We start from the raw sequence: 21,861 nt of genomic DNA, 5'->3' as shown, positions 1-21,861 counted from the left end.
AAAAAATCTGGGGATAACAGCGATTGGAAGGTTATTCTGTCATCGGAGTGTTACAGTGTACAACGACCATATCTACTTATCCATCCACACCCGAAAGGAGCATTAATCTCTCATGGCAAGTACATTACTCAGTATTCAGGTTATTCCCAAAACACCGAACGGCGAGAACTCATATCCATACGTAGACCGTGCCATTGAAGTCATTCAGCAATCCGGCCTGAAATATCAGGTCAATGCGCTAGATACCACCATGGAAGGCGAACTGGATGAACTGCTGGAGGTTGTTCGCAAAATGCACGAGGTACTTGTGGAAGCTGGTAGTCCAAGCATCATCTCCCAGATCAAAATCGCACATAGCCCGGACGGATTCAGCATGGATACACTGACGGAGAAATATCGCTAATGTCTACCTATTTCAAAAGTGTATGGCCGCCCCTCGTGGCGGTTATTCTCTTTATTGCGATATGGCAAGGGGCCGTCTCCCTATTCCACATTGAGAAATGGATGTTGCCCGCCCCGTCCGATATCGCTCGCGAAGCGGCGTCTCAGGCTGACCGATTGGGTATGCACGCCTCTGCAACGATTCAGCTAACCCTTATCGGATTTGTCGCCGGGACAGCGGTCGGTCTGTTCATTGCCATGGTACTGCATCTGATCCCTTTTCTGAAGTCAGCTTTGTATCCACTACTTATTCTTAGTCAAAATATCCCGACCATCGCACTTGCACCGCTCCTGCTGATCTGGTTCGGCTTCGGCCTGCTACCCAAATTGATTACTATCATTCTGGTCTGCTTCTTCCCGGTAGCAGTCGCTGCCATGGACGGTCTAACACGCACGGATGCGGCGATGATGAACTATATGCGCATGGCAGGTGCGAATCGCCGTCATATTTTTTGGAAACTGGAGCTTCCGCATGCCCTTCCATCGATATTTTCCGGTGTCAAAATCGCCGCCACATACAGTGTCATGGGTGCCATCATCGCGGAATGGATTGGTGCCGACAAAGGCATCGGTTATTATATGATGTTGCAGAAATCGGCTTACCGCACGGATCGCCTTTTTGTTGCCATCATGATTATCGTGGCACTCAGCCTGCTTCTTTTCCTGCTCATTGCGCTGTTAGAGAAGCTGCTCGTTCGCTGGCGCCCACAGAAGCGCTAGTTTTGCATATCAGAGGTTAACGTATTATGTACTTAGGAAGTGATTCCCTATGAAAAGATACCCGAAGGATAAAACGAATGGTCCGGGTTCCATTTCGGTTCCTCCCGCGCTAGACATTGTTAACTTGCATGTGTCCTTCAAGGAACGGCGGCGGAAACTGTCTGTGTTGAATGGCTTGTCCCTTACGGTACAAAAAGGGGAGTTTGTCGCCATCGTCGGCCCTTCCGGATGCGGGAAAAGTACCCTGTTCCACATCATCGGCGGCCTGCTCAAGCCACAGGACGGCGAAGTGCTCATGAATGGCAAGCAGGTTACGGGACAACGCGGACATATCAGCTATATGCCGCAGCAACCTGCCCTTTTCCCATGGCGAACCATTGAAGACAATGTGTTGCTGGCAGGCGAGATCGCTTCTGCTACAGCGTTCACTGCCCCCATTGCTCCGCGTGCCGAAGCGCTCGCAGAGGCAAGACAGTGGCTGGGCAGCGTTGGCCTTGCAGGCTTCGAGCGGGCATATCCTCATCAACTGTCAGGCGGAATGCAACAGCGTGTTGCTTTCCTTCGTGCACTGCTCAGCCCGCAGGAACTGATGCTGCTTGATGAGCCATTTAGCGCGCTCGATGCTCTGACGCGGAGCGACATGCAACGCTGGTTGCTGGATATCTGGGAACAGAATCGTCGCTCGGTGCTATTCATCACCCATAATATCGAGGAAGCACTGTTACTGGCGGATCGGGTCTATGTATTATCCAATCGACCGGCGGTTGTGCTACACGAGGTTCATGTTCCTTTTGACCGTCCAAGACGAGATGAAATAACAGAAGAGCCTGCCTTTCTCGAACGCAAACGGCAGATTGCCCAGTGGATGAAAGAAGAACAGCAGAAAGCCCGCCTATCTTGATAGCGCGGGTTTTTTAGTTATATTTTTCCTAATATGGGTGATCCAACACCATGAACTCGGCGTTATATATACATACCTACGATATAAGGAGGCACTCCCCCATGCATTCTCCAACGTTTGCACCATTAATCGATGCCCACATTCATTTTGATAAATACACACATGAGGAACAGGAGAAGATGTTGCTAAGCTTACCATCGCATCAGGTCGAAGCCGTCATTGCGGTTTCCATGAATCTGGCTTCTGCTCAGGCCAATCTGGAACTTGCTAAACAGCATCCGCGTTACATCTACCCGGCGTTTGGCTATCATCCCGAACAGCAACTTCCCTCCCTCAACGAGCAAGAAAAGTTCTTTCTTTGGATTGAAGAAAACATTGGACATGCTATTGCCATCGGTGAGGTAGGCTTGCCCTATTACAACCGTGAAGAAGCACAGCGAGCAGGCCTTAGCTTTGACCAAAACGGATATATTGATCTGCTGGAGCAGTTCATCATACTCGCCAAAAAACACCATAAACCCATCATCCTGCATGCCGTGTATGAGGATGCCGATATAGCCTGCGAACTGCTGGAGAAACATCAGTTTACACGGGCCCACTTCCACTGGTTCAAAGGATCCAAGCAGACCATTCGGCGTATGGCAAACAACGGGTATTATATCTCCTTCACACCCGATATTCTATACGAGACGGAGATCCGCGAACTCGCAAGGCAATATCCAGCAGAGCAAGTGATGGCCGAGACCGATGGGCCTTGGCCTTTTGAAGGGCCGTTTCAAGATAAGATGACACACCCGGCTATGACAGGTCAGGTGATTCAGGCCTGGAGTGAGATTACAGGTATGGGAATCGAGCGAGCCACACGTCTTTTTTACCGGAACACCAAGCGTTTTTATCGCCTGCCAGAATAAGAGAACGCAGCAATAAAGCAACACTGAACGAGGGCATAAGCACGAAAAAGCCAGTCGGATTCTTGTTGAGCAGCTCTCCACTAAGCATACGTTGGCATATCCAACTAACCTTGGAGTAGCTGTTCAATTCTGTCCTACTGGCTTTTGAAACTAATTTTGAATTTACTATTAATCTATCTATTTCATTACCGCTTCAAGAACCCTCTGCGTTCAAGGAATGCTCTCACCTGCATACGAGCAGGCTCGGTAAGACGCTTCGCCATGAGTTCAGACCACGGGGTTGCGCGTTCACCGTGGGTACGTTCTTTCAAGTATTCCGTCGTGGTCACATCATACTCCTGAACACCTTCCAGGGTCTGAGCAGGCTGGTAGTGATTATGATGTAATACCGCCTTCAGTGGAAGACGTGGCCGGATACCGGTTTCCTGATCCGCAACCCCGATACACATCCCGTATACTGGATAAACGCCATCCGGTAATTGGAGCAATGTAGCTACTTCTTCAATACGAGTGCGGATTCCGCCGATATATACAATGCCGAAACCGAGCGATTCGGCTGCAAGAGCAGCATTCTGAGAAGCAAGGGCAGCATCAATCGTAGCTACCATAAAGTTTTCGGTGGAGTCCGCATAAGACTCCTTCTCCGGAAGATGACGCGCCGCTGCATCCTTCAATCGATATAGGTCAGCACACCATACGAGAAAGACCGGACATTCATTGACATAAGCCTGGCCCCCGGCAAGCTCAGCCAGTTTGGCTTTCTGCTCTTGATCTGTCACAGCGATCACCGAGTAAGCCTGTACATTGCTTGAAGAGGATGCCATCTGTCCCGCCGCAACAATAGCTGCGAGTTGCTCCTCACTGACCGGGTCTGGTTTGAATTTACGTACAGAGCGATGTCTCATCATCAGTTCAATCGTTTCATTCATGGCTGTTCACTCCTAATCCTCGAAGTACGAACTCTACCGTCTCTTCGGCAAGTTCCTCTGTATTCATATCCTGATAATCAAAACCAAAACGCGAGTGCTTGGCCCGCTTATGCGCAAGTGCTACGCCCATAACCTGAAGCATGGCATAGGATGAAGATTCAATCTTGAACAGTCCCTCATCTTTACCTTGCTGTAGATACTCTCTTACTTTATTCCAGACCGGATCCAGATATTGAAACACCGTTGCAGTCCGATGAGTACGCAGGGTAATCTCCAACTGTACAATGTCACTCATCTCGCGATCCGTCATCGTAAACCTCACGACTTCACCAACAATTCGGCGGATACCTTCTACAGGGGACATCGATTCTGCAGCTAACTTACTCAGAATATGTTCGGGGAAAAAATGCTCAAATAGTGCATCGAACACTTTCTCTTTACCGCCAAAATGATAAGACACCAGCGACACATTTGCCCCCGCCTCATCACAGATTTGACGAACACTCGTCCCGTCATACCCTTGTAATGCAAAAAGTTTCTTCGCTGCAAGCAATATCCTCGTTTTGATATCCAATTCCGGTTCCGTCATTTGTTTCTCTCCTCTTATCCGTTCATGTCAGTTGCTACAGTATTTTACGCAGACTGTAGCCCTCACTTCATCCCATCTATTATATTACACCAAGCACCCCGATGAAAATCACCGGGGTGCTTGGTACAAACGACGCAGCTTCATAATGCGTACGTATATTAGCTGTTTGCTGGAGCCGGGCTTGGCATGCCAGCCGGTTTGCGCCCTTTTTTGAGCAGCGTCACAACGAGGGACAGTGCAACAGCAATCAGCAGTACAACCACGATGGAGCCTGCGGCAGACTGCACGCCCGGGCCACCTAGTTGCACGCTTAGAATACCCTGAACCGCATAGGTTGCAGGCAAGTAGTGACCGATTCCGCTGTAGAAGCTGTTCAACAATTCACGCGGCACCATCGCACCGGATGACACCAGTTGCAGGGATAGCGAGATGATGTTAAACACACTTCCTGCTGGTCCAAAGCAAATCAGGAAGAACTGGGAGAAAAACATGAACGTACACAGGAACAGCGCCTGGAACAACCAGAAGGCTACAAACCCTTGTGCAATCTGTCCTCCCAATGCCACGATCAGAGAGGAACCAAGCAAAGAAACAACCAATGCGGAACCTACATTAATGACAACTCGGGCACCGAACAATGTCATGCGGGAATACATTGAAGATAACATACCCATAGCTACTTGAAGATTCATGCCCATAATCATGGCGCCTACATAAGAGGCAAGCACCATCATCATCGGTACCATCTGATTGTTCATGCCGTTCACCGGATTAATCGATGTCGTCTTGCCTTCCACCCGGTTGGTCAGGTTCTTAGCGGCCTGAGCAGCTTGATCGGCAGAAGCACCCGAAGCGGTAAGTACAGTTTGCACACCTTGTGCGGAAGCTTGTTTGTTAATGGTGTTGGTCACGCTCTGTGACACACCTTGCATCATACTTTTAATCGTTACCGGATTGGCTTCATTGATCGTATATTTGATCTCGGCAGTGGCGCCAGCTGTTTGAAGGGATTCATTAAATCCTGCCGGAATGTCCAGCACCATGTGCACTTGATGATGGTTCAATTGATCCAGTGCTTCAGAGGCACTCAGGTTAGCCACGGTATGGAAAGGCAATGTTTCTGCCAATCGATCCGCAATCCCTTTGGACAGTTCACCATCCTCATTCACAATAGCTACCGTTAATTCTTTCGTCCGATCGTTCACACCGGAATATGCGGTCATCCAGATCACACTAAAAATAACCTGAAACATCAGTGCAGTAACAATGCCTATGATCACTGGTGGTTTTTTAAACAATGTACGTAGAGCTTGCAACATATAATTAGGTTCCTCCATCTTCAAAATAGTTCAAATTTGATTTAAACATCCGTTTGAATCAAACGATCGTTTAAATTTTAAAGGTATATGTCTATATTGTCAATAATCTTTCGTAATATTCAGAAAAGTTGACCTTATTTTCATGAATGAAGCTGGGTTTATTTTCATGAGTGTTAATCTTGGTTAGCTTATGACCGCTTTTGCGTAAAAAAATACGCAGTTCGCCTTAAAGCGAGCCGCGCATTTTAAAGGATCATCATTGATCTGTTACATAGCTCTTATTACCCAAGTGTTAATCTCTTATCTTATGACTTCGTTCGAGCAAGCTTCATCCGCTGCAACCGCAGGGCGTTCAGCACAACCGACACCGAGCTGAATGCCATTGCAGCCCCTGCCAGCCACGGAGCCAGAAATCCCGCGGCCGCGATCGGTATGCCAATCACATTGTAGCCAAGTGCCCAAAATAGATTCTGCTTGATATTGCCCATCGTGCGGCGGCTCATCTCGATGGCATCTGCAATGCTGTTTAAGTCACCACGCATCAACGTAATATCTGCGGCTTCCATCGCTACGTCGGTTCCGGTTCCAATCGCCATTCCGATATCGGCTGTAGCCAGTGCGGGGGCATCGTTGATGCCATCTCCAACCATGGCAACCTTTCGGCCACTCTCTTGCAATTTTTTCACTTCCGCCGCCTTGCCTTCCGGGAGAACTTCTGCCAAAACGTTCTGGATGCCCGCTTGCTCTGCTACCGCACGAGCTGTTCGTTCATTGTCTCCCGTAATCATAATGACATCGATTCCCATAGATTGAAGCCGTCCAATGGCCTCCCGAGAAGTATCCTTGATCGTATCCGCCACCGCAATGATGCCCGCCCACTGGCCTTGAGAAGCAACCAGCATAGCCGTACGGCCCTGTTCCTCCAAAGCGCTCATCTGCTGTATGCCTTCCTCCGGTACCTCTACGTTCGCATCTGCCAGCAAGCGGCGTGTTCCCACGAGAATCTCTTCAGCAGATACCTTTGCACGGACACCATAACCAGGGATGTTCTCAAACGATGCGGCCGATTCCAAAAGCAGACCTTTCTCCCGAATACCGTTCACAATCGCCTCGGCTAACGGGTGCTCCGAGCTTTGCTCTGCCGCTCCAACACGTTTAAGCAACTCTGATTCCGTCCAGCCGGGTGCAGCAATAACATCAGTTAATACAGGCTTGCCTTGGGTAACGGTTCCTGTTTTGTCGAGCACAACCGTCTGAATCTGCTGGGCTGACTCCAGATGTTCACCGCCTTTAAACAGAATGCCATATTCCGCCGCACGACCTGAACCAGCCATGACAGAGGTCGGTGTCGCCAGCCCGAGCGCACATGGACAGGCGATAACGAGCACAGCTATCGCTTTTTCCAACGATCCGGCGAAGTCCCCCGGACTTGCAAACAGATACCAGATCAAAAAGGTCAGTACGGCAATCCCCACCACAATAGGCACAAATATTCCTGAGATCACATCGGCAATCCGCTGAATAGGTGCTTTTGATCCCTGTGCCTGTTCGACCACTTTAATAATTTGAGATAGAGCCGTATCTGAGCCAACTCGGGTCGCCTGAATACGAAGAACACCGTTTTTGTTCAGCGTTGCACCCGTGACGGGATCGCCAGGCTTTTTATCGACAGGTAGACTCTCTCCACTCAGCATGGATTCATCGACAGAGGATTGACCCTCTTCTACGATACCGTCCACCGGAATGCTGTCTCCAGGCTTTACCAGAACCAGATCACCAACGGCTACATAGGAAGCCGGAATCAAAACTTCCTGTCCGTCACGGATAACACGTGCTTCACGAGGAGCGAGTTCGATCAAGCTTTTAATCGCCTGTGAAGAGCGCCCTTTCGCCACAGCCTCGAACCATTTTCCAAGTAAAATCAACGTAATCAAAATCGCACTTGTCTCATAGTACAGCTCCACCATCGGCATAGCGGTAGCGCCTGCAGCAGTTCCTATACCCGTTCCCATTGCACCATGATCCATACTCTGACCCACACTGGCATCAGGTAAGTACCCGCTCGTGAGCGTCAGATACAGGCTATAAAAAAAGGCGGCGCTTGTTCCGAGTGCCACAAGCACGTCCATGTTAGCACTACCATTGCGAAGTGCTTTATATGCACCTACATAGAACTGCCATCCAATCACAAATTGCACGGGTGTCGCCAGTAACAGCTGGAACCATGGGTTCAAAAACAGCTCAGGTACATAAATGCCCGATGTAAAGGAGAAATGGGCAACCATTGCCCACAATAACGGAATGGACAAGAGTGCGGAGATCATCCATTTCCATTTCTTACGCTGTAGCTCCCGTTCCCGAACAGAGGTCGATTCCTCCTGTGTTAATTGCATTTCAGCGCCATAACCCAGCTGTTTGATTTTGGCTGTAATATCAGATGGCTTGAGGGTACCGGCAGCATATTCAATATGCCCTGTCTCTAGCGCCAGATTAACGTTAGCTTGAATAACACCCGGTAGTCGTGACAGTCCTTTCTCAATACGTGCAGAGCAGGCCGCACAGGTCATTCCTGTAATATCCAGATCAACAGATTCTGTCACCGTACCATAGCCAAGTGCCGCGACTTTGTCCCGTAATGCGTTCACACTGGTCGTTTTGGGATCATACGAGATGGTTGCCTGTTCAATGGCAAGGTTCACATTAGCTTCATGTACGCCTTCCATGCGGGACAACCCCTTCTCCACACGTGTAGAACATGCGGCACAGGTCATACCCGTAATGTGCAAGGTTGTCTTGAGACCTGAATTCTCCACAGGTACAGGAGTTGGTACAGGTTCTATATTTTCAGATGCGCCCGTTGTCATCATGTTAGCTCCTTTCGAACGTTTTATATACCCTATAGGGGTATATTCAGGACGGAAAATCAGGCTTAAACCCTCCCTTGTATAATCAAGTTCAACTGAGAATCAAGAGGTTTAAGCCTGTACTGCCATCTTTCGTTAATGAACTTCTCTCGAATCAATTAAACAACGTCGTATCCTTGATCTTCAATTGCGGCTTTGATCTGATCTACTGTAACCGCCTGCTCATTATATTCTACAGCTACTGTTCCGGCTGCCAGATCCACCTGACCATTTGCACCCGCATTTTTCACCGCTTCTTCAACGGACTTTACACAGTGATTACAAGACATCCCTTTGACATTCAACGTAACATTAGACATGTTTCATTCCTCCTCGATTGAGTATGTTCGTATTTACTATATAAATTGAACTAAAGATTATTTACATGGGCACTCCGTTTCTGTGTAAACGATTAGTTCAAAATATATAGTTTATCATCTGCACATTACTTCATCAGTTTTCTAACGGTAACCAGTAATTCATCCACGACTTCGTGTTCGCCGGCCTGAATACGTTCCACAATACAGCTCTTCATATGCCCTTCCAGCAAAAGCTTGCCTACCGAATTGAGCGCAGACTGTGCTGCAGCGATCTGGGTTAACACATCATCACAGTATGTGTCCTTATCAATCAGCCCTTTGATGCCGCGAATCTGACCCTCGACCCGGTTCAAACGAGAGATCAGGTTGCCCTTCATCTCCTGCGAATGGTGGCTTTTACGAATGGGCTTGCCGTCTTTATCGAGGTTCACGGCGTGGCATGAATCCGCTTGTTGCTCGGACTGATGTTCCGCAGTGTATACCGGCTCTTCGGGATGGCTTTGATGTTCCATCATAACACCCCTTTTCTTTCGTTCTTCATTCAGATTAACATACCCCCATGGGGTATTCAAGGATTTATTTTATTTTATTATCGAACATTTTGTGTATGTAGTTTTTATGCTCAGATTTATTCCACTACTCGACTTACAATTACAATGAAAACTCCAGTCTGCTGCTACGCACCCTTAGCCCCATCTGTTCATAAAAAGCCTGTGCATGCGAGTTGAATGTAGAAACCGTTAATTCTAAGTGGTCCGCCTGAAGCTCTCTTCCCAGATCCAACATGGTCTGCATTAATCGTTTGCCTGTTCCATGTCCTTGGTGACTTGAATCCACCACGAGTTCGTGGAGGTATAACATCCTGCGATCCGCAAAAAGCGAATGATCCTGAATGATGCTCAGCTGTGCGCTACTGAAGCCGACAATTTTACCAGCCTCTACGTGTTCCGCTACATAGAGGTAACGATCATCCTTCGCAAGCCAATCGGTGTACTCCTTTTCCCCAAGCCTGGGGTGCAAAGGTTTGTAAATGTCCGGTCTTGCCTGTACATGTAACTCGTGTAATTGATCCAACAACGTAGATACACCAGGATAGTCAGCAAGCTGTGCATTTCGGATCTGTATGGTATTCTTCATATTTGTTCCCTCCACCTTTCCTTATTATGTATTTATAATATTATACTAGGACGAAAAAGCAGATACCCTAAGGTACCTGCTCTGTCGATTAATACTATTTTTTGGAGGTTGTATTGATTTCTTCGTTATAAGCAACCGGTGATGGTTTAGCTGCCCAATCATCCGCCTGTGGCTCAATGTCCACGCCATTCAAGATCTTCTTTTTCTCCATCAAGGAGTCGCCATCTTCATCCAGTTTATTGCGAAGTTTTGCTTCATCCTGAGGTTGATTGTTCTGTGTCATCGTGTAAATCCTCCTTTTGCAATCTCATGTTGGATTCTGTTCCTGTATATAATTACCCAATGATTTCAAAATCATTCTGACTACATCAGCTGAACAAAAGTTCTTACACACTGCACTCCGATGATAGAATAACTTTCCTCGATGTAAAAAAAGACGCCCCCCGGCCATATTCATGACCGTAGAAGGACGTCTGACAAAATGTCCACTCTCAGTGGACGTTCACATTATGTTTAAGCTATCTTGTCGCCTGATCTTGGCGAGCAAGTGTAGCAAGTGCGCGTAGCGCTGCATTGATCTCGTGCTCCACAGCCTTAGCGACCGCATCGGTATGCGGATCATACTCGGCAGCAAGATCACTGTCTGCGAAGCCGTCAATCGCTACAATGGCTCCAGCCCGTGCACCACGCAAGGTGCTTACGATATAGAGTGCAGCGATCTCCATCTCGGCGGCAAGTGCTCCAGCCTGCTTGTATTTACGGTGTGGAATCTCCTCTACCCCTGTAAAGAATGCATCCAGTGTTACTGTGATTCCCACGCCAACTTTGGTAGCCCCCACACCTGTAAATGATGCTGCTCCAGCTTCTGTTCCTGCCTTACCACTCACAGCCTCACCTTTACCACTGCCTGTCTCACGTGCAGCAGCAACCAATGCGCTGGTCACATCAATATCCGCCACCGCGGGGAAGCCATCTGGTACTAGCTGACGTGTCAGCCCATCGGAGCGTACAGCTGCAGTGCTCACAATAACGCTACCTGCTGGATAATCGGCTGTATATGAGCCTGCTGTGCCTACACGAATCAGGGTTTTCACTCCTGCGCGAATCAATTCCTCGAAGCACACAGCTGCACCCGGTGAACCTACCCCATGACTAACCACGGCCATCTGAATGCCTTCATACTCACCTACAAATGTGCGATATTCGCGGCTGAACGCGAGCTCTCTGGCATTCTCCAACTTTCGGGAAATTTTCTCCGCACGAGCCGGATCACCGCACACGATAGCATACTCTGGCATATCTTCCGAATGAATCTGCAAAATCGGCATCAACATCTTAATCAAACTCCTTCTTCGTCCACTCATCCTCAGGAATCGGCAGATCCTCACCCGAGAAACGCTGTTCCTTGAACGGATCGGCAAAATGGTGGAAACCATTGCTTTCCCAGAAGCCGTTGCGATCCTCTGTCATAAACTCCAGCCCACGCACCCACTTTGCACTTTTCCAGAAATACAGCTGTGGCACAACCAGTCGCAGTGGGAATCCATGCTTCGGTGTGAGTGGCTCGCCGTTATATTTGAACGCAAGCAATACATCATCATGCATCAGTTCTTCGAGTGGCACATTGGTCTCATAATCATGGTCCGCATGAATCATGACGTACTTCGCTTCTGGTTTAACCCCCAGCAGCTTCATGAATTCCGAGAAGCGGATACCCTCCCACGGTGTATCAAATTTTGACCAGCGGGTAACGCAGTGAATATCACTTACCATGTTCACCTGCGGCATCGCTTGAAGCTCAGCCAGAGAGAACACCTTCTCTTCTTCGACTTCACCAAAAACCTTCAAATCCCAAGTGGAAAGGTCATACTCCGGCACTTCCCCTTCATGCAAAATCGGGAATTTCTCCGTCAGCACCTGACCTGGCGGCAACCGATCTCCGTAATCGGCGCCAGCTTTCGGTGACGGTGTTTTGGTTTTTTTCAAACGCTCAGCTTTGTTATGCACGTCCCTGATTCCTCCTTTGCTACAATTAACGTGAGCTTCCGCCTGCTTTCAATGCATCCTGCGCATACGTCCGGTCTTTGAAAAAGAACATCGCCACCAGTGTTACAATATACGGCAACATCATGGTGAAATGGGTCGGCAGAGAGAAGCCTTGCAGACGAATACTGAGTGCTTCCATGAATCCAAAGAGTACACTAGACCCCATCACCCCAAGCGGGTTGGCTTGTCCCAGCATCGTAGCAACCAAAGCGATGAAGCCGCGACCTGCGGTCATGCCTTCGGTGAACATCGTCACCTGACCAAGGGACAGCTGCGCTCCAGCCAGTGCACACAATACACCACACATCAGTACAGCACCATACTGAATGCCGCGTACCTTGATGCCAATGCTCTGTGCTGCAATCGGATTCTCGCCCACGGAACGCAGACGGAAGCCGGATACACTTTTAAATAGATAGAACTGTAAAGCAATAACAATCATAATGCCTAGATATACGAGTGGGCTATGACCAGATAACACCGTGCCCACCCAAGGAATATCCTTAATCAGCGGAATGTCCAATTTCGGGAGGCCCACCATATTTTTATCATAGTATGCACCTTTTACGTCGAAGATTGCCCGCAGGGCAAAGGTCGTGAGTCCCGCCGCCAGAAAGTTCAACGATATACCGACGACGATGGCGTTAGCCTTGAGATTAATACTTATAAATGCAAAAAGCGCCGAGAACAGCATCACGATAATAATCGAAAACAGTACTGCCAAGAGTACATTGCCGAACAAGTAATTGCCCACAATCGCGGAGAATGCCCCGATCAGCACCAGTCCTTCCAAACCCACGTTAAACAGACCGACGCGCGAACATAAAGCCCCGCCAAGTGCTGCGAGCAGAATCGGCGTCATAATCCGCAAGGTTGAGCCAAACATGGCTGCATCAAACAGTTGTTGCATTGGACTTTTTCTCCTTTCTCCGCTTCAGGAAGGAATAACCGATCTGTGCCGAGACAAACAGTGTCAAGACAGCCTGAATTACGCTACCAACTTCCAGAGGGACATCCGTATTCCGCTCCATGCCCATCGCCCCTGTCTGTAATGCCGCGAGCAGAATAGCCGCTACAGCTGTACCCAGTGGGTGCGAGCGCGCCAGCAATGTAGCCATGATGCCGCTCCACGCATAACTTGCCGAGGATAACGAGCCATCCAGGAAACGATACTGCGTACCTAGCACTTCGCCTGCACCCGCAAGACCTGCAAGTCCACCACTAATGACCATGGACAGCATCATCATACGAATCCGGCGAACACCGCCATAAGCCGCAAAAGACGGATTGCTACCCAGCATACGAATTTCATAACCCGTCACCGTTTTATGCGTAAACCAGTAGATCACCATCGCCGCTATAATCGCTATAATGAAACCCGCGTGCAGTCCCATACCCTGAAATAGCTTCGGCAGCCAGACACTCTGATCAATCATTGGTGTCTGCGCCATCGCTGCTGATCCTGTCTTATCTTTGAATGGATACGAAACCATATATCCACCAAAATACGTCGCAATATAGTTAAGCAGTAGTGTGGTAATCAAAAGGTTCATGCCAAAGCGTGCATCCAGCCACCCTGCAAAAAGGGACCACACACCGCCGGCGATAATTCCCGCCAAGATGGCAGCAATACATACGAACCAGCCCGGCCCTGGCAGATAAAGCGCCGTGAGCGCCGCACTGAGTCCGCCCAGAATCATCTGGCCTTCCGCACCCATATTGAAAAATCCGGCGCGGAATGCCAGTGCAACACCCAGACCCGCCAAAATAATCGGCGTGGCACGTGCCAATGTATTGGTGAAGAAGTAGAAGTTACCGAAGGCACCCTTCCACATCTCGGCATACGTATCTATGACATTGCCGCCAACGACCAGAATGGCAATCGCACCGGCGAGCAAGCCAATCAATACGGCAAGTAGCGGCTGCACAAGTCCGCGAAGTGTTTCTTTTACCCGATTCATACCCGCTCTTTCCCTCCTGCCATCAGCAAGCTGATCTGTTCTTCTGTCGCTTCCGCTGCCGGAAGTTCTCCGGCAATCTCGCCTTCATACATCACGATAATGCGATCCGATAATTGCAAAATCTCTGACAACTCGGATGAGATCAACAGGATACCTGCTCCCTCATTCCGCTTGCGCAACAATTCCGCGTGAATAGTCTCCATTGCACCGATATCTACCCCACGTGTAGGCTCTGCTGCAATCAGAAACGGTGTATCCTGCGCAAATTCACGTGCAGCAATCAGCTTCTGCAAGTTACCGCCCGATAGAAATTGGGCTTTTGTTTCCGCCGAGCCTGTCTTGATGCTAAACTGTTTGATCCAGCTTTCCACCATTGCTTTGGCTGCTCTGGCCTTGACCATGCCCCGCTTTTGCAGACGGTGATGGTGTCCCATCAGTCCGTTCTCCTTCACGCTGGCGTCCTTCGCTGCCCCCCACATATAGCGGTCTTCCGGAATATGGGCGAGACCATGCTCACGAATCCGGCGTACCGGCCAATTGGTCGTGTCCTGTCCGGATAGAAGCACTCGGCCTCCATCGGGCTTCCGCAACCCGGCAATCACCTGAATCAATTCGGATTGACCGTTACCGGAGATGCCCGCAATCCCGACCACTTCACCTTTGCGAACCTTCATATGAATATTATTAAGTGCAGAGCGGTCTTTGGCTCCCGAGAGTTGAACGGCTTCCACCTGAAGCACAGCTTCACCCGGAACAGATGCGGGTTTGTCCATTCGCACCAGTTCACGCCCGACCATCAGACGTGACAACTCCTCTACATCGGTATCCTTCGCTTCTAATGTACCTGTGACTTGTCCATCTCGAAGTACGGTGATTCGATCCGCAACATCCATAACCTCTTGCAGCTTGTGTGTGATAATGACGAAGGTTTTGCCCAGCTTCGCGAGCGATTTCATATTCGCCAGCAGTTCTTTCACTTCAAGCGGAGTAAGCACCGCGGAAGGTTCATCCAATATAATGATGTCTGCTCCCTGATGCAGCACTTTAAGAATTTCTACACGTTGTTGCATACCCAGGGGACATTCTCCAACTCTTTTCCACGGGTCGACCGGCATGCCGTATTGTCTGCCCAATTCATCGACCTGAGCTGCCGCTTTTTTTCGATCAAATACCCCTGCCGCCGCAGGTTCACGTCCAATGACAATATTCTCCGCTACCGTAAAGGATGGAAACAGCATGAAATGCTGGTGCACCATGCCAATCCCGCTCGCCATAGCCTGAGATGGTGTTGCAAAGCTTACCTCGCGCCCACGGACTTTAATCGTGCCTGTTGTCGGTTGCTCCATCCCGTACAGCATACGCATTAGCGTCGTTTTCCCTGCTCCATTCTCCCCGACGAGAGCATGAATCTCCCCCTCGCGAAGATTAAAATGGATATCCTTGTTCGCCGTGAAGCTACCGTATTTCTTCGTAATTTGCTCCATCTCCAACAGCATATCTTGCGTTCGCTCCTCTCGATTGATGTAAGTTCAACGTGAAATGGTTACACTGGGCACTCCGATGACAGAACAACCTTTCGATCGCTGTTATCCCCGGATTTTTTTGAACTCCCTTTTATAAAGGAGAAAATCCGGGGATAAGCTTATGCTTACGATGTAGCTTTCTTGCAGAAAGCTTTTAGGCAACCACTTCGCTTCTCCAGGTTTCTTCTGTCCTCTCCGTTATGGTGTAAACGTTAAGTTCAACATATATGGTCACTGTAACAGTAGCAAAACCGGCTGCCTGGTTGGGCAGCCGGCTAACTAGATGGATTACACATCCGTCAATTCATTGCTCATTCTTCATATGAAATATTTCAGATCATATATAAGAAGTGATTTATATCCTTACTATTGTTGCAATGGATCTTTAACTACAATTTTACCGGATACGATGTCATCCTTGATCGCTTTAACTTTGTCGATAACCTCTTGACCAACAAATGCATTCAATGGAGACTCACTGTCACGCGTAACGTATGTCAGGCCTACACCGTCTTCTTTCAAGCCGTAGTTCACTGCGCCTGCTTTGAATGTACCTTCTGCAAAATCTTTCACGGTCTCATAAGCAACAGTATCCGTAGATTTCAACTGGGACAGTACGATATGCTCCGGATCTTCTACTGTACGGTCTGTATCTTGTCCAGAAGTGTAGAAGCCTTTTTCTTTTGCCGCTTCGAACACCCCAAGATCACCTACAGCAGATGCACCTGCGATGAAGTCAGCACCTTTGCCGAATTGCACCAGTGCCAATTCTTTCGCTTTAGCCGGGTCATTGAAACCACCAACATAGTTCACCAGGAATTCTGCTTTTGGATTAACCGACTCCAGACCTGCTTTGAAACCTTCTGTATATTTCTTAATCAAAGGAATGTCCATTGCAGCGACCATACCCACTTTATCCGTTTTCGTGGAAAGTCCAGCAGCAGCACCCAGCAGGTACGCTCCTTCATATTCACGGAAACCAACGCTACGAACGTTAGGCAGATCAATCGCTGTATCTACAATCGCAAACGACTTGTTTGGATTCTCGGCAGCAACCTTTTTGAGTGCATCTTCTGCCTGGAACGTTGCTGTAATAATCAGATCATAATTCTCAGCAACAGCTGCACGCAGGTTTTGCTCGAATGCTGCAGGGTCTGTTGATTCAATCGTTTTGGTATCCACCTTGAACTCTTTACCTGCTTTTTTGAAGCCTTCATCCATTTGTACAAAGAAAGGGTTGACCCCTATTTTTTCAGGAAGTACCAGTGCCATTCGCAGGGATTTTTCAGAATCGCCGCCTTGAGCGGATTGTTCGTCTTTAGTAGCTGATTTCCCACAAGCGGCCAGCAAAATAGACAACATAACAATTGATAAGACGAACGATAAACCTCTTTTCATTTTGAAAATTCCCCTTTTCAATAATCTTTTTTATTATCCTAGCGGATAATGTCGATCCTTGTCAATAAAACTTTCAGCGTATACACTCATATGGAAGATCATCGTAACAACACTGGTTTCCATACTCTGGAAACCGCATTATAACTGGCTTTTTTCCGTTGACATTTGGCGCGACTCCGTGCTAAAGTCAATCCAATTATTATATTCTGATAGGATTTGTCAGGATTATATTTCATTCACCTATCATTTCCAACCTATTTTAAGGAGGCTTTTCATTTGAAAAAGATCACCCAGATTACGCTGGCAGCCCTGCTCGCCGCTCCGGTAACCCTCGGCAGTCTCAGTCTGCCCGCTTCTGCTTCTGCAGCATCGGCAACGCCAGTTGCACCTAAAACGCTACAAGTGAACACCCCTGCAGCAACAGCACCAGCTGGCTACACAGAGAGTGCAGCAGATTTCGCTCAATTCCTGCAAGCCAAGTACGGTGTCCAATTGCCACAGCAATCATCCAAGGGTGATTTTATCAAAGCCATAGCAGCCATTACGGAAGCAAGTTCCGCCTCCACTACAAGTACGGATGCCACAAAGGCACCTGCCTTCAGCGATCTGAAATCGGGTGACGACGCCTACGAGGCAGCTGTTGCGCTGTTCAACAACGGTGTGTTATCAACAACGGAGGTACGTGCGAAAGATCAACTGAGCATTTACACAGCGGTATTCCTCGCCGTCAAGGCAGCTGGTTTCAAAGAACTCGCTTACACCTATCCTGCGGACAAAACAGCGAAGGCCCTTACCAAAGCAGGCATCAAGCCGAATCGCTTGCAAGGACAAGCTGGACAAGAACTGGCCGCGGCCATTGATACAGGACTTGTTCCGGAGAGTCTGTATCCCGCTCTGGTTAAGGGCGGCGCAGCAAGCAAGGATGCAGCGAACATTTTGCTTGGACGTGTGTTGATCAGCCAAGGTAAATATAAAAATGAAATCGGACGCTCCAATGATGCAGATATCTACTCCAAGCTCTATGCTGCATATCGCACGGCAGATCTGATTGAAGCTCCGGAACTGAGAAAGATTGTAGATCAGGCGCTACGTGAGGATCTCGTTACAGGTTACAACCTGAAAGACAGCCGATTTGACTCCAACTTTATCGATGAACTGACGTTAACTTATGGTCATGATAGCATCAATCATGCAGTACAGCTGATTGGCCTGCTTCGTAGCGAAGGCATCGATGCCGATGTACAATTCCAGCCGAAGACATCTGCTTTTATCTATTTGAAAGAGTGGGGCGAGCCGAAAGAAACACCAGATTACAAAGTTACGCAGATTGAGAATGGCAATTACATCGCTTATGCGAAGGAATATGACATTCAGTTTGAATTTAACAACACGGCGGACAAAGTCCGTTTCAACGACATCGTTCTGAAATTTGCTAAAAAGAACAGCAACAGCCAATCTCCACTGATCATCAACTCCTGGTGGCAGCCGCTGTATTACTCACCAACCGCACTGGCTAATTTCCCAGTGATTACAAACAACAAAATTACGCTTGGTCATTATTATGCCCAATCTTTCTCACTTAAAGAAAATGCCAAGGCTATTCAGGAAGGATTCCGCAAGCTGGCTCCTGAAACAGACATCACCTCATACAACTTCTGGGTGGATCAGCCTTTCTTTAATTATTTGAATGGTGGTTCCGAGTAAATATCGCCCTAGATAAACACTTGACTGAAATGATCATTTTTTAGCAAAATATAAAGCCGTCTTCACCGATTCGGGTTCAGGTTTCGACCTCTATTTTTCGGGAAGACGGCTTTTATATATGCATTTACAAAATTCTTCTTAAAAATCATTTTGACCATGCAGGAATTGCCAATATCAGGTCGAATTTCTTATGTACACAAACACGCAAGTATCGTTGCGCACGTCCGCAAGAACAGGGGTTAATCATGGTATACGACGGTATTCTGATCGGCTTGATTGTTGGTCTATTCAGGGGTGGGGTCCGTTATGGACTCAACCAGTTTGCAACACTGCAGCTACGCGGCGGCTGGATCTTCCCTCTACTGTTACTCTTCCAGTTTGGCATTTTCTATATGCAGGAGCGGTTGAGCTGGGTAGCATCCATTAATGGTTATCTGTTTGCCGCTGTTTATATCACCGGCCTCATCTTTTTATGGCTCAACAGACATCATCGGGGGTTCACGCTGATCTGGATCGGGGTGTTTCTCAACTTCATCGTGATGGCTCTTAATGGTGGACGCATGCCCGTCTCCGTTGAAGCTTCTGCTGTGCTTGGGCCTTATTATGTCGATCTGCTTCGGGAAGGCACCGCCGTATCCAAGCATTATATGATGGACGCATCAACCCATCTTGCCTTTCTCGGCGACATCATCCCGCTATCGAGTCCATACCCACGAACACAGGTCATCAGCATTGGTGATGTCGTGATGAATGTTGGCATATTCCTGTTTATCCAGTACATGATGGTGAATCGGGGCAAAGAAGATATGTCGTCCGCAGAAACATATCAAACCCAGTGAGAATTGGGTGAGCATCGGACCAGACTCCAAGGAAGGGAGGTCTTTTCCATGAAGAAATTCGAGGGCATCAAATATTCCCGCATTGTTATCAACGCCATCATCGTAGCGTCTGTCGTTGTAGCACTTACTTCGGGATACAAGCTTGGCGGTTAGGTTCTGCTGCCACACCAGACAAACAGGCTGCGAGCGGCCTGTTTTTTCTTGCTGGATTTTTGGAAGCGATCTTGTTATGTTAAAAAATATATAGTATATACCTATACAACAATAACCAATATAAATGCATCGAGCAGGAGTCTGTTATCTTTATAAGATGTCGTGATACTGCACCTTTCGTTTATACCTAACATCACGAGTTGACTAAATCCAAGCAGGAGATTTTCTATGAACTTTATTCGTAACCTTATCCGCAAAGCAGATCGAAGCATGATGTATGTTATTTTGCTTAGCTGCACCGGGGTTGGCGTTTTTATCTATATGAACCAGTGGTCTTATGTACATCTGACTACAACCGATTGGGTCATGGTTTATACCATGCTGGGAGCCGCGCTCATCCTCGACTATTTTACGTTCCAGATTCCTCCGAAGGGTAACCAGCAATCGATGGATTCCTCTGTGTATCTGGCCTGCATATTTATGTTTGGCGGGGCATTCAGCCTCTCGGTGTTGTTGCCGATTTCTATCATTTTATTAATTAAAGACCGCAAGCTTGCCTGGTGGAAACATGTTGTCAATTTCAGTATCTATAGTCTCATGATCACCGGAGCCGCCACTGTGTTCGAATGGACAGGTGGTCAGGTCGGAGCGATTGATAGTTACAACCTGATTCCATATGTTGCAGCGCTGGCTGCCTATTTTATTATTAATACCATTACGCTAGGATTGTTCTTTCATTTTTCAACCAAAGATGCATTACAGCAGATGAAACGGGCATTCGTAACCGAATCCCTCCTGGTCTACCTCTGTACACTTATTTTGGCGCTTGTGCTTACCATTTTGGTTGTACATAACGGTGTCCTTGGTCTATTTTTATATCTCAGCCTCAGCATCTTGTTATCTCATGCGTTCAAGCAACTGTTCATCATGTACCAGTCCATTGAAGAAAAGGCAAACTCGGATCAGCGTACAGGATTGTTCAACCATAGCTATTTCGAGAGCATGCTGGAAACGGAGCTAAACAAAGCTCGTACGCAAGGAACGCCCCTCTGTCTGGGATTGCTTGATATTGATGATTTCAAAAAATATAATGATCAGTTCGGTCACCTTCAAGGTGATAGCCTGCTGGCGTTGCTTGGGGATTTTCTCATTCGCAAGACCGAAGGCACATCCGTTACCGCTTTTCGATATGGTGGAGAAGAATTCACGTTGCTCATGCCAGGCATGGAACTCGATGAGTCTTACAGATTTATGAATAAGTTACGCAAACAGCTGAATGATACACCTTTTGAAGGGGTAGAGGTTTTACCGCATGGCTGTCTCTCTTTCTCTGCCGGAATTGCTGCATACCAAGTGGATATGTATAACAAGTCTCAACTGGTGGATCAGGCGGACAAAGCGCTTTACTATGCCAAAAAGCAAGGCAAAAACAACGTACATCGCTATGGTAGCAATGACGGTATGGAGCACGAGATTGATCTGGTTCAAGACGTCCGCGACATCGAGCAGCAGCTGAACCTGTTTCAATACAAGGATATGGATACGTTCAAACATTCCAAACGGGTCTATAAATACGCGCTCGATATTAGCGAAGTGCTGAAACTGGACAATGCAGAAAAGCGGCGTTTCGTGCTTGGGGCGCTGATTCACGATATTGGCAAGCTGGAGATCCCCTGGTCTATATTGAACAAAAGAGAAAAGCTGACATGCGAGGAATGGGATACCATCAAGGGTCATGTGACTTGGGGCAAAAAAATGGTGATGACGAATGATCGCTTCGCCGATCTGATTCCGTATATTGAATTGCATCATGAGCGCTATGACGGCCATGGCTATCCTTACGGCCTGAAGGGGCATGAAATTCCTAAGCTGTGCCGGATGCTGACCGTGATCGATTCCTTTGATGCCATGACCACCGAGCGACCTTATCAGAAAACCAAAAATGTGGATGAGGCCATAGAGGAGTTGCGGGCATGTTCAGGTACGCAATTTGACCCGGAACTCGCGGAGTTGTTCATTCGGTATATCGAGAAACGAGCGGCTCATCAACTATTGCAGTAGTCTGAT

Annotated in this window: 21 protein-coding genes; 7 read left to right on the top strand and 14 right to left on the bottom strand. The window is 48.0% G+C overall.

Features of this window, described 5'->3' with window-relative positions; all coding sequences use genetic code 11:
• The first annotated feature begins 112 nt into the window (after positions 1–112).
• From ACT89M_RS02375 to ACT89M_RS02360, 4 genes are all read left to right on the top strand, one after another.
• On the top strand, positions 113–403 hold the full coding sequence (locus ACT89M_RS02375; protein ID WP_090918785.1) for an MTH1187 family thiamine-binding protein: 291 nt from the start codon (positions 113–115) through the stop codon (positions 401–403).
• Positions 403–1,161 carry an ABC transporter permease gene (locus tag ACT89M_RS02370; protein WP_154960014.1) on the top strand — a complete coding sequence of 253 codons (759 nt, stop codon included), beginning with the start codon at positions 403–405 and terminating at the stop codon, positions 1,159–1,161. Before ACT89M_RS02375 ends, ACT89M_RS02370 begins: the two co-directional genes overlap by 1 nt.
• A 49-nt stretch (positions 1,162–1,210) precedes the next feature.
• The gene (locus ACT89M_RS02365) at positions 1,211–2,062 is read left to right on the top strand and encodes an ABC transporter ATP-binding protein (RefSeq protein ID WP_308722993.1); all 852 of its coding nucleotides are present in this window, start codon (positions 1,211–1,213) and stop codon (positions 2,060–2,062) included.
• 101 nt (positions 2,063–2,163) lie between these two features.
• Positions 2,164–2,973 (top strand): TatD family hydrolase, encoded by an 810-nt coding sequence (locus ACT89M_RS02360; protein WP_253498300.1) that lies wholly within the window; start codon positions 2,164–2,166, stop codon positions 2,971–2,973.
• Between the two features lie 185 nt (positions 2,974–3,158).
• Here the strand turns inward: ACT89M_RS02360 and nfsA are convergent, their stop codons facing one another.
• The 14 genes from nfsA to ACT89M_RS02290 all read right to left on the bottom strand — a co-directional run bounded on the left by nfsA (position 3,159) and on the right by ACT89M_RS02290 (position 17,098).
• A complete protein-coding gene (nfsA, locus tag ACT89M_RS02355; protein ID WP_090918793.1) occupies positions 3,159–3,902 on the bottom strand; it encodes an oxygen-insensitive NADPH nitroreductase in 744 nt (247 codons plus the stop codon).
• Positions 3,895–4,491 carry a TetR family transcriptional regulator gene (locus tag ACT89M_RS02350; protein ID WP_145334097.1) on the bottom strand — a complete coding sequence of 199 codons (597 nt, stop codon included), beginning with the start codon at positions 4,489–4,491 and terminating at the stop codon, positions 3,895–3,897. The genes nfsA and ACT89M_RS02350 overlap by 8 nt, the downstream gene beginning before the upstream one ends.
• Positions 4,492–4,649: 158 nt before the next feature.
• Positions 4,650–5,810 (bottom strand): ABC transporter permease, encoded by a 1,161-nt coding sequence (locus ACT89M_RS02345; protein WP_154891443.1) that lies wholly within the window; start codon positions 5,808–5,810, stop codon positions 4,650–4,652.
• Between the two features lie 305 nt (positions 5,811–6,115).
• Positions 6,116–8,674 carry a heavy metal translocating P-type ATPase gene (locus ACT89M_RS02340; protein WP_373323272.1) on the bottom strand — a complete coding sequence of 853 codons (2,559 nt, stop codon included), beginning with the start codon at positions 8,672–8,674 and terminating at the stop codon, positions 6,116–6,118.
• A 158-nt stretch (positions 8,675–8,832) separates the two neighbouring features.
• Complete coding sequence (locus ACT89M_RS02335; protein ID WP_090918799.1) at positions 8,833–9,033, bottom strand: copper ion binding protein; 201 nt, start codon at positions 9,031–9,033, stop codon at positions 8,833–8,835.
• Positions 9,034–9,158: 125 nt separating this feature from the next.
• Positions 9,159–9,545 carry a metal-sensitive transcriptional regulator gene (locus ACT89M_RS02330; protein WP_154891479.1) on the bottom strand — a complete coding sequence of 129 codons (387 nt, stop codon included), beginning with the start codon at positions 9,543–9,545 and terminating at the stop codon, positions 9,159–9,161.
• A 139-nt stretch (positions 9,546–9,684) separates the two neighbouring features.
• On the bottom strand, positions 9,685–10,170 hold the full coding sequence (locus ACT89M_RS02325; RefSeq protein WP_154891444.1) for a GNAT family N-acetyltransferase: 486 nt from the start codon (positions 10,168–10,170) through the stop codon (positions 9,685–9,687).
• Positions 10,171–10,264: 94 nt separating this feature from the next.
• Positions 10,265–10,453: a hypothetical protein gene (locus ACT89M_RS02320; protein ID WP_090918807.1), complete on the bottom strand. Its 189-nt coding sequence runs from the start codon at positions 10,451–10,453 to the stop codon at positions 10,265–10,267.
• 235 nt (positions 10,454–10,688) lie between these two features.
• A complete protein-coding gene (locus tag ACT89M_RS02315; RefSeq protein WP_154891445.1) occupies positions 10,689–11,504 on the bottom strand; it encodes a nucleoside phosphorylase in 816 nt (271 codons plus the stop codon).
• Between the two features lies 1 nt (position 11,505).
• Positions 11,506–12,177 (bottom strand): sulfite oxidase-like oxidoreductase, encoded by a 672-nt coding sequence (locus tag ACT89M_RS02310; protein ID WP_154891446.1) that lies wholly within the window; start codon positions 12,175–12,177, stop codon positions 11,506–11,508.
• A gap of 25 nt (positions 12,178–12,202) precedes the next feature.
• Positions 12,203–13,126 carry an ABC transporter permease gene (locus ACT89M_RS02305; RefSeq protein ID WP_154891447.1) on the bottom strand — a complete coding sequence of 308 codons (924 nt, stop codon included), beginning with the start codon at positions 13,124–13,126 and terminating at the stop codon, positions 12,203–12,205.
• A complete protein-coding gene (locus ACT89M_RS02300) occupies positions 13,110–14,177 on the bottom strand; it encodes an ABC transporter permease (protein WP_090918814.1) in 1,068 nt (355 codons plus the stop codon). The genes ACT89M_RS02305 and ACT89M_RS02300 overlap by 17 nt, the downstream gene beginning before the upstream one ends.
• Complete coding sequence (locus ACT89M_RS02295) at positions 14,174–15,673, bottom strand: ABC transporter ATP-binding protein (protein ID WP_308722996.1); 1,500 nt, start codon at positions 15,671–15,673, stop codon at positions 14,174–14,176. Before ACT89M_RS02295 ends, ACT89M_RS02300 begins: the two co-directional genes overlap by 4 nt.
• Before the next feature lie 393 nt (positions 15,674–16,066).
• Positions 16,067–17,098, bottom strand: a complete 1,032-nt coding sequence (locus ACT89M_RS02290) for a BMP family lipoprotein (RefSeq protein WP_090918818.1) — start codon at positions 17,096–17,098, stop codon at positions 16,067–16,069.
• A 276-nt stretch (positions 17,099–17,374) separates the two neighbouring features.
• Between ACT89M_RS02290 and ACT89M_RS02285 the strand changes: the two genes are divergently transcribed.
• The 3 genes from ACT89M_RS02285 to ACT89M_RS02275 all read left to right on the top strand — a co-directional run bounded on the left by ACT89M_RS02285 (position 17,375) and on the right by ACT89M_RS02275 (position 21,855).
• The gene (locus ACT89M_RS02285; protein WP_308722997.1) at positions 17,375–18,802 is read left to right on the top strand and encodes a hypothetical protein; all 1,428 of its coding nucleotides are present in this window, start codon (positions 17,375–17,377) and stop codon (positions 18,800–18,802) included.
• Between the two features lie 245 nt (positions 18,803–19,047).
• Entirely contained in the window at positions 19,048–19,641 is a 594-nt protein-coding gene (locus tag ACT89M_RS02280; RefSeq protein ID WP_154891450.1) for a DUF5317 domain-containing protein, read from the top strand.
• A 381-nt stretch (positions 19,642–20,022) separates the two neighbouring features.
• On the top strand, positions 20,023–21,855 hold the full coding sequence (locus ACT89M_RS02275) for a bifunctional diguanylate cyclase/phosphohydrolase (RefSeq protein WP_154891451.1): 1,833 nt from the start codon (positions 20,023–20,025) through the stop codon (positions 21,853–21,855).
• The last annotated feature ends 6 nt before the right edge of the window (positions 21,856–21,861 follow it).

The organism is Paenibacillus sp. NN59 (genome assembly GCF_057597225.1).
The sequence above is the reverse complement of the archived record's forward strand: the minus strand, read 5'-3'. Positions and strand labels throughout refer to the sequence as shown.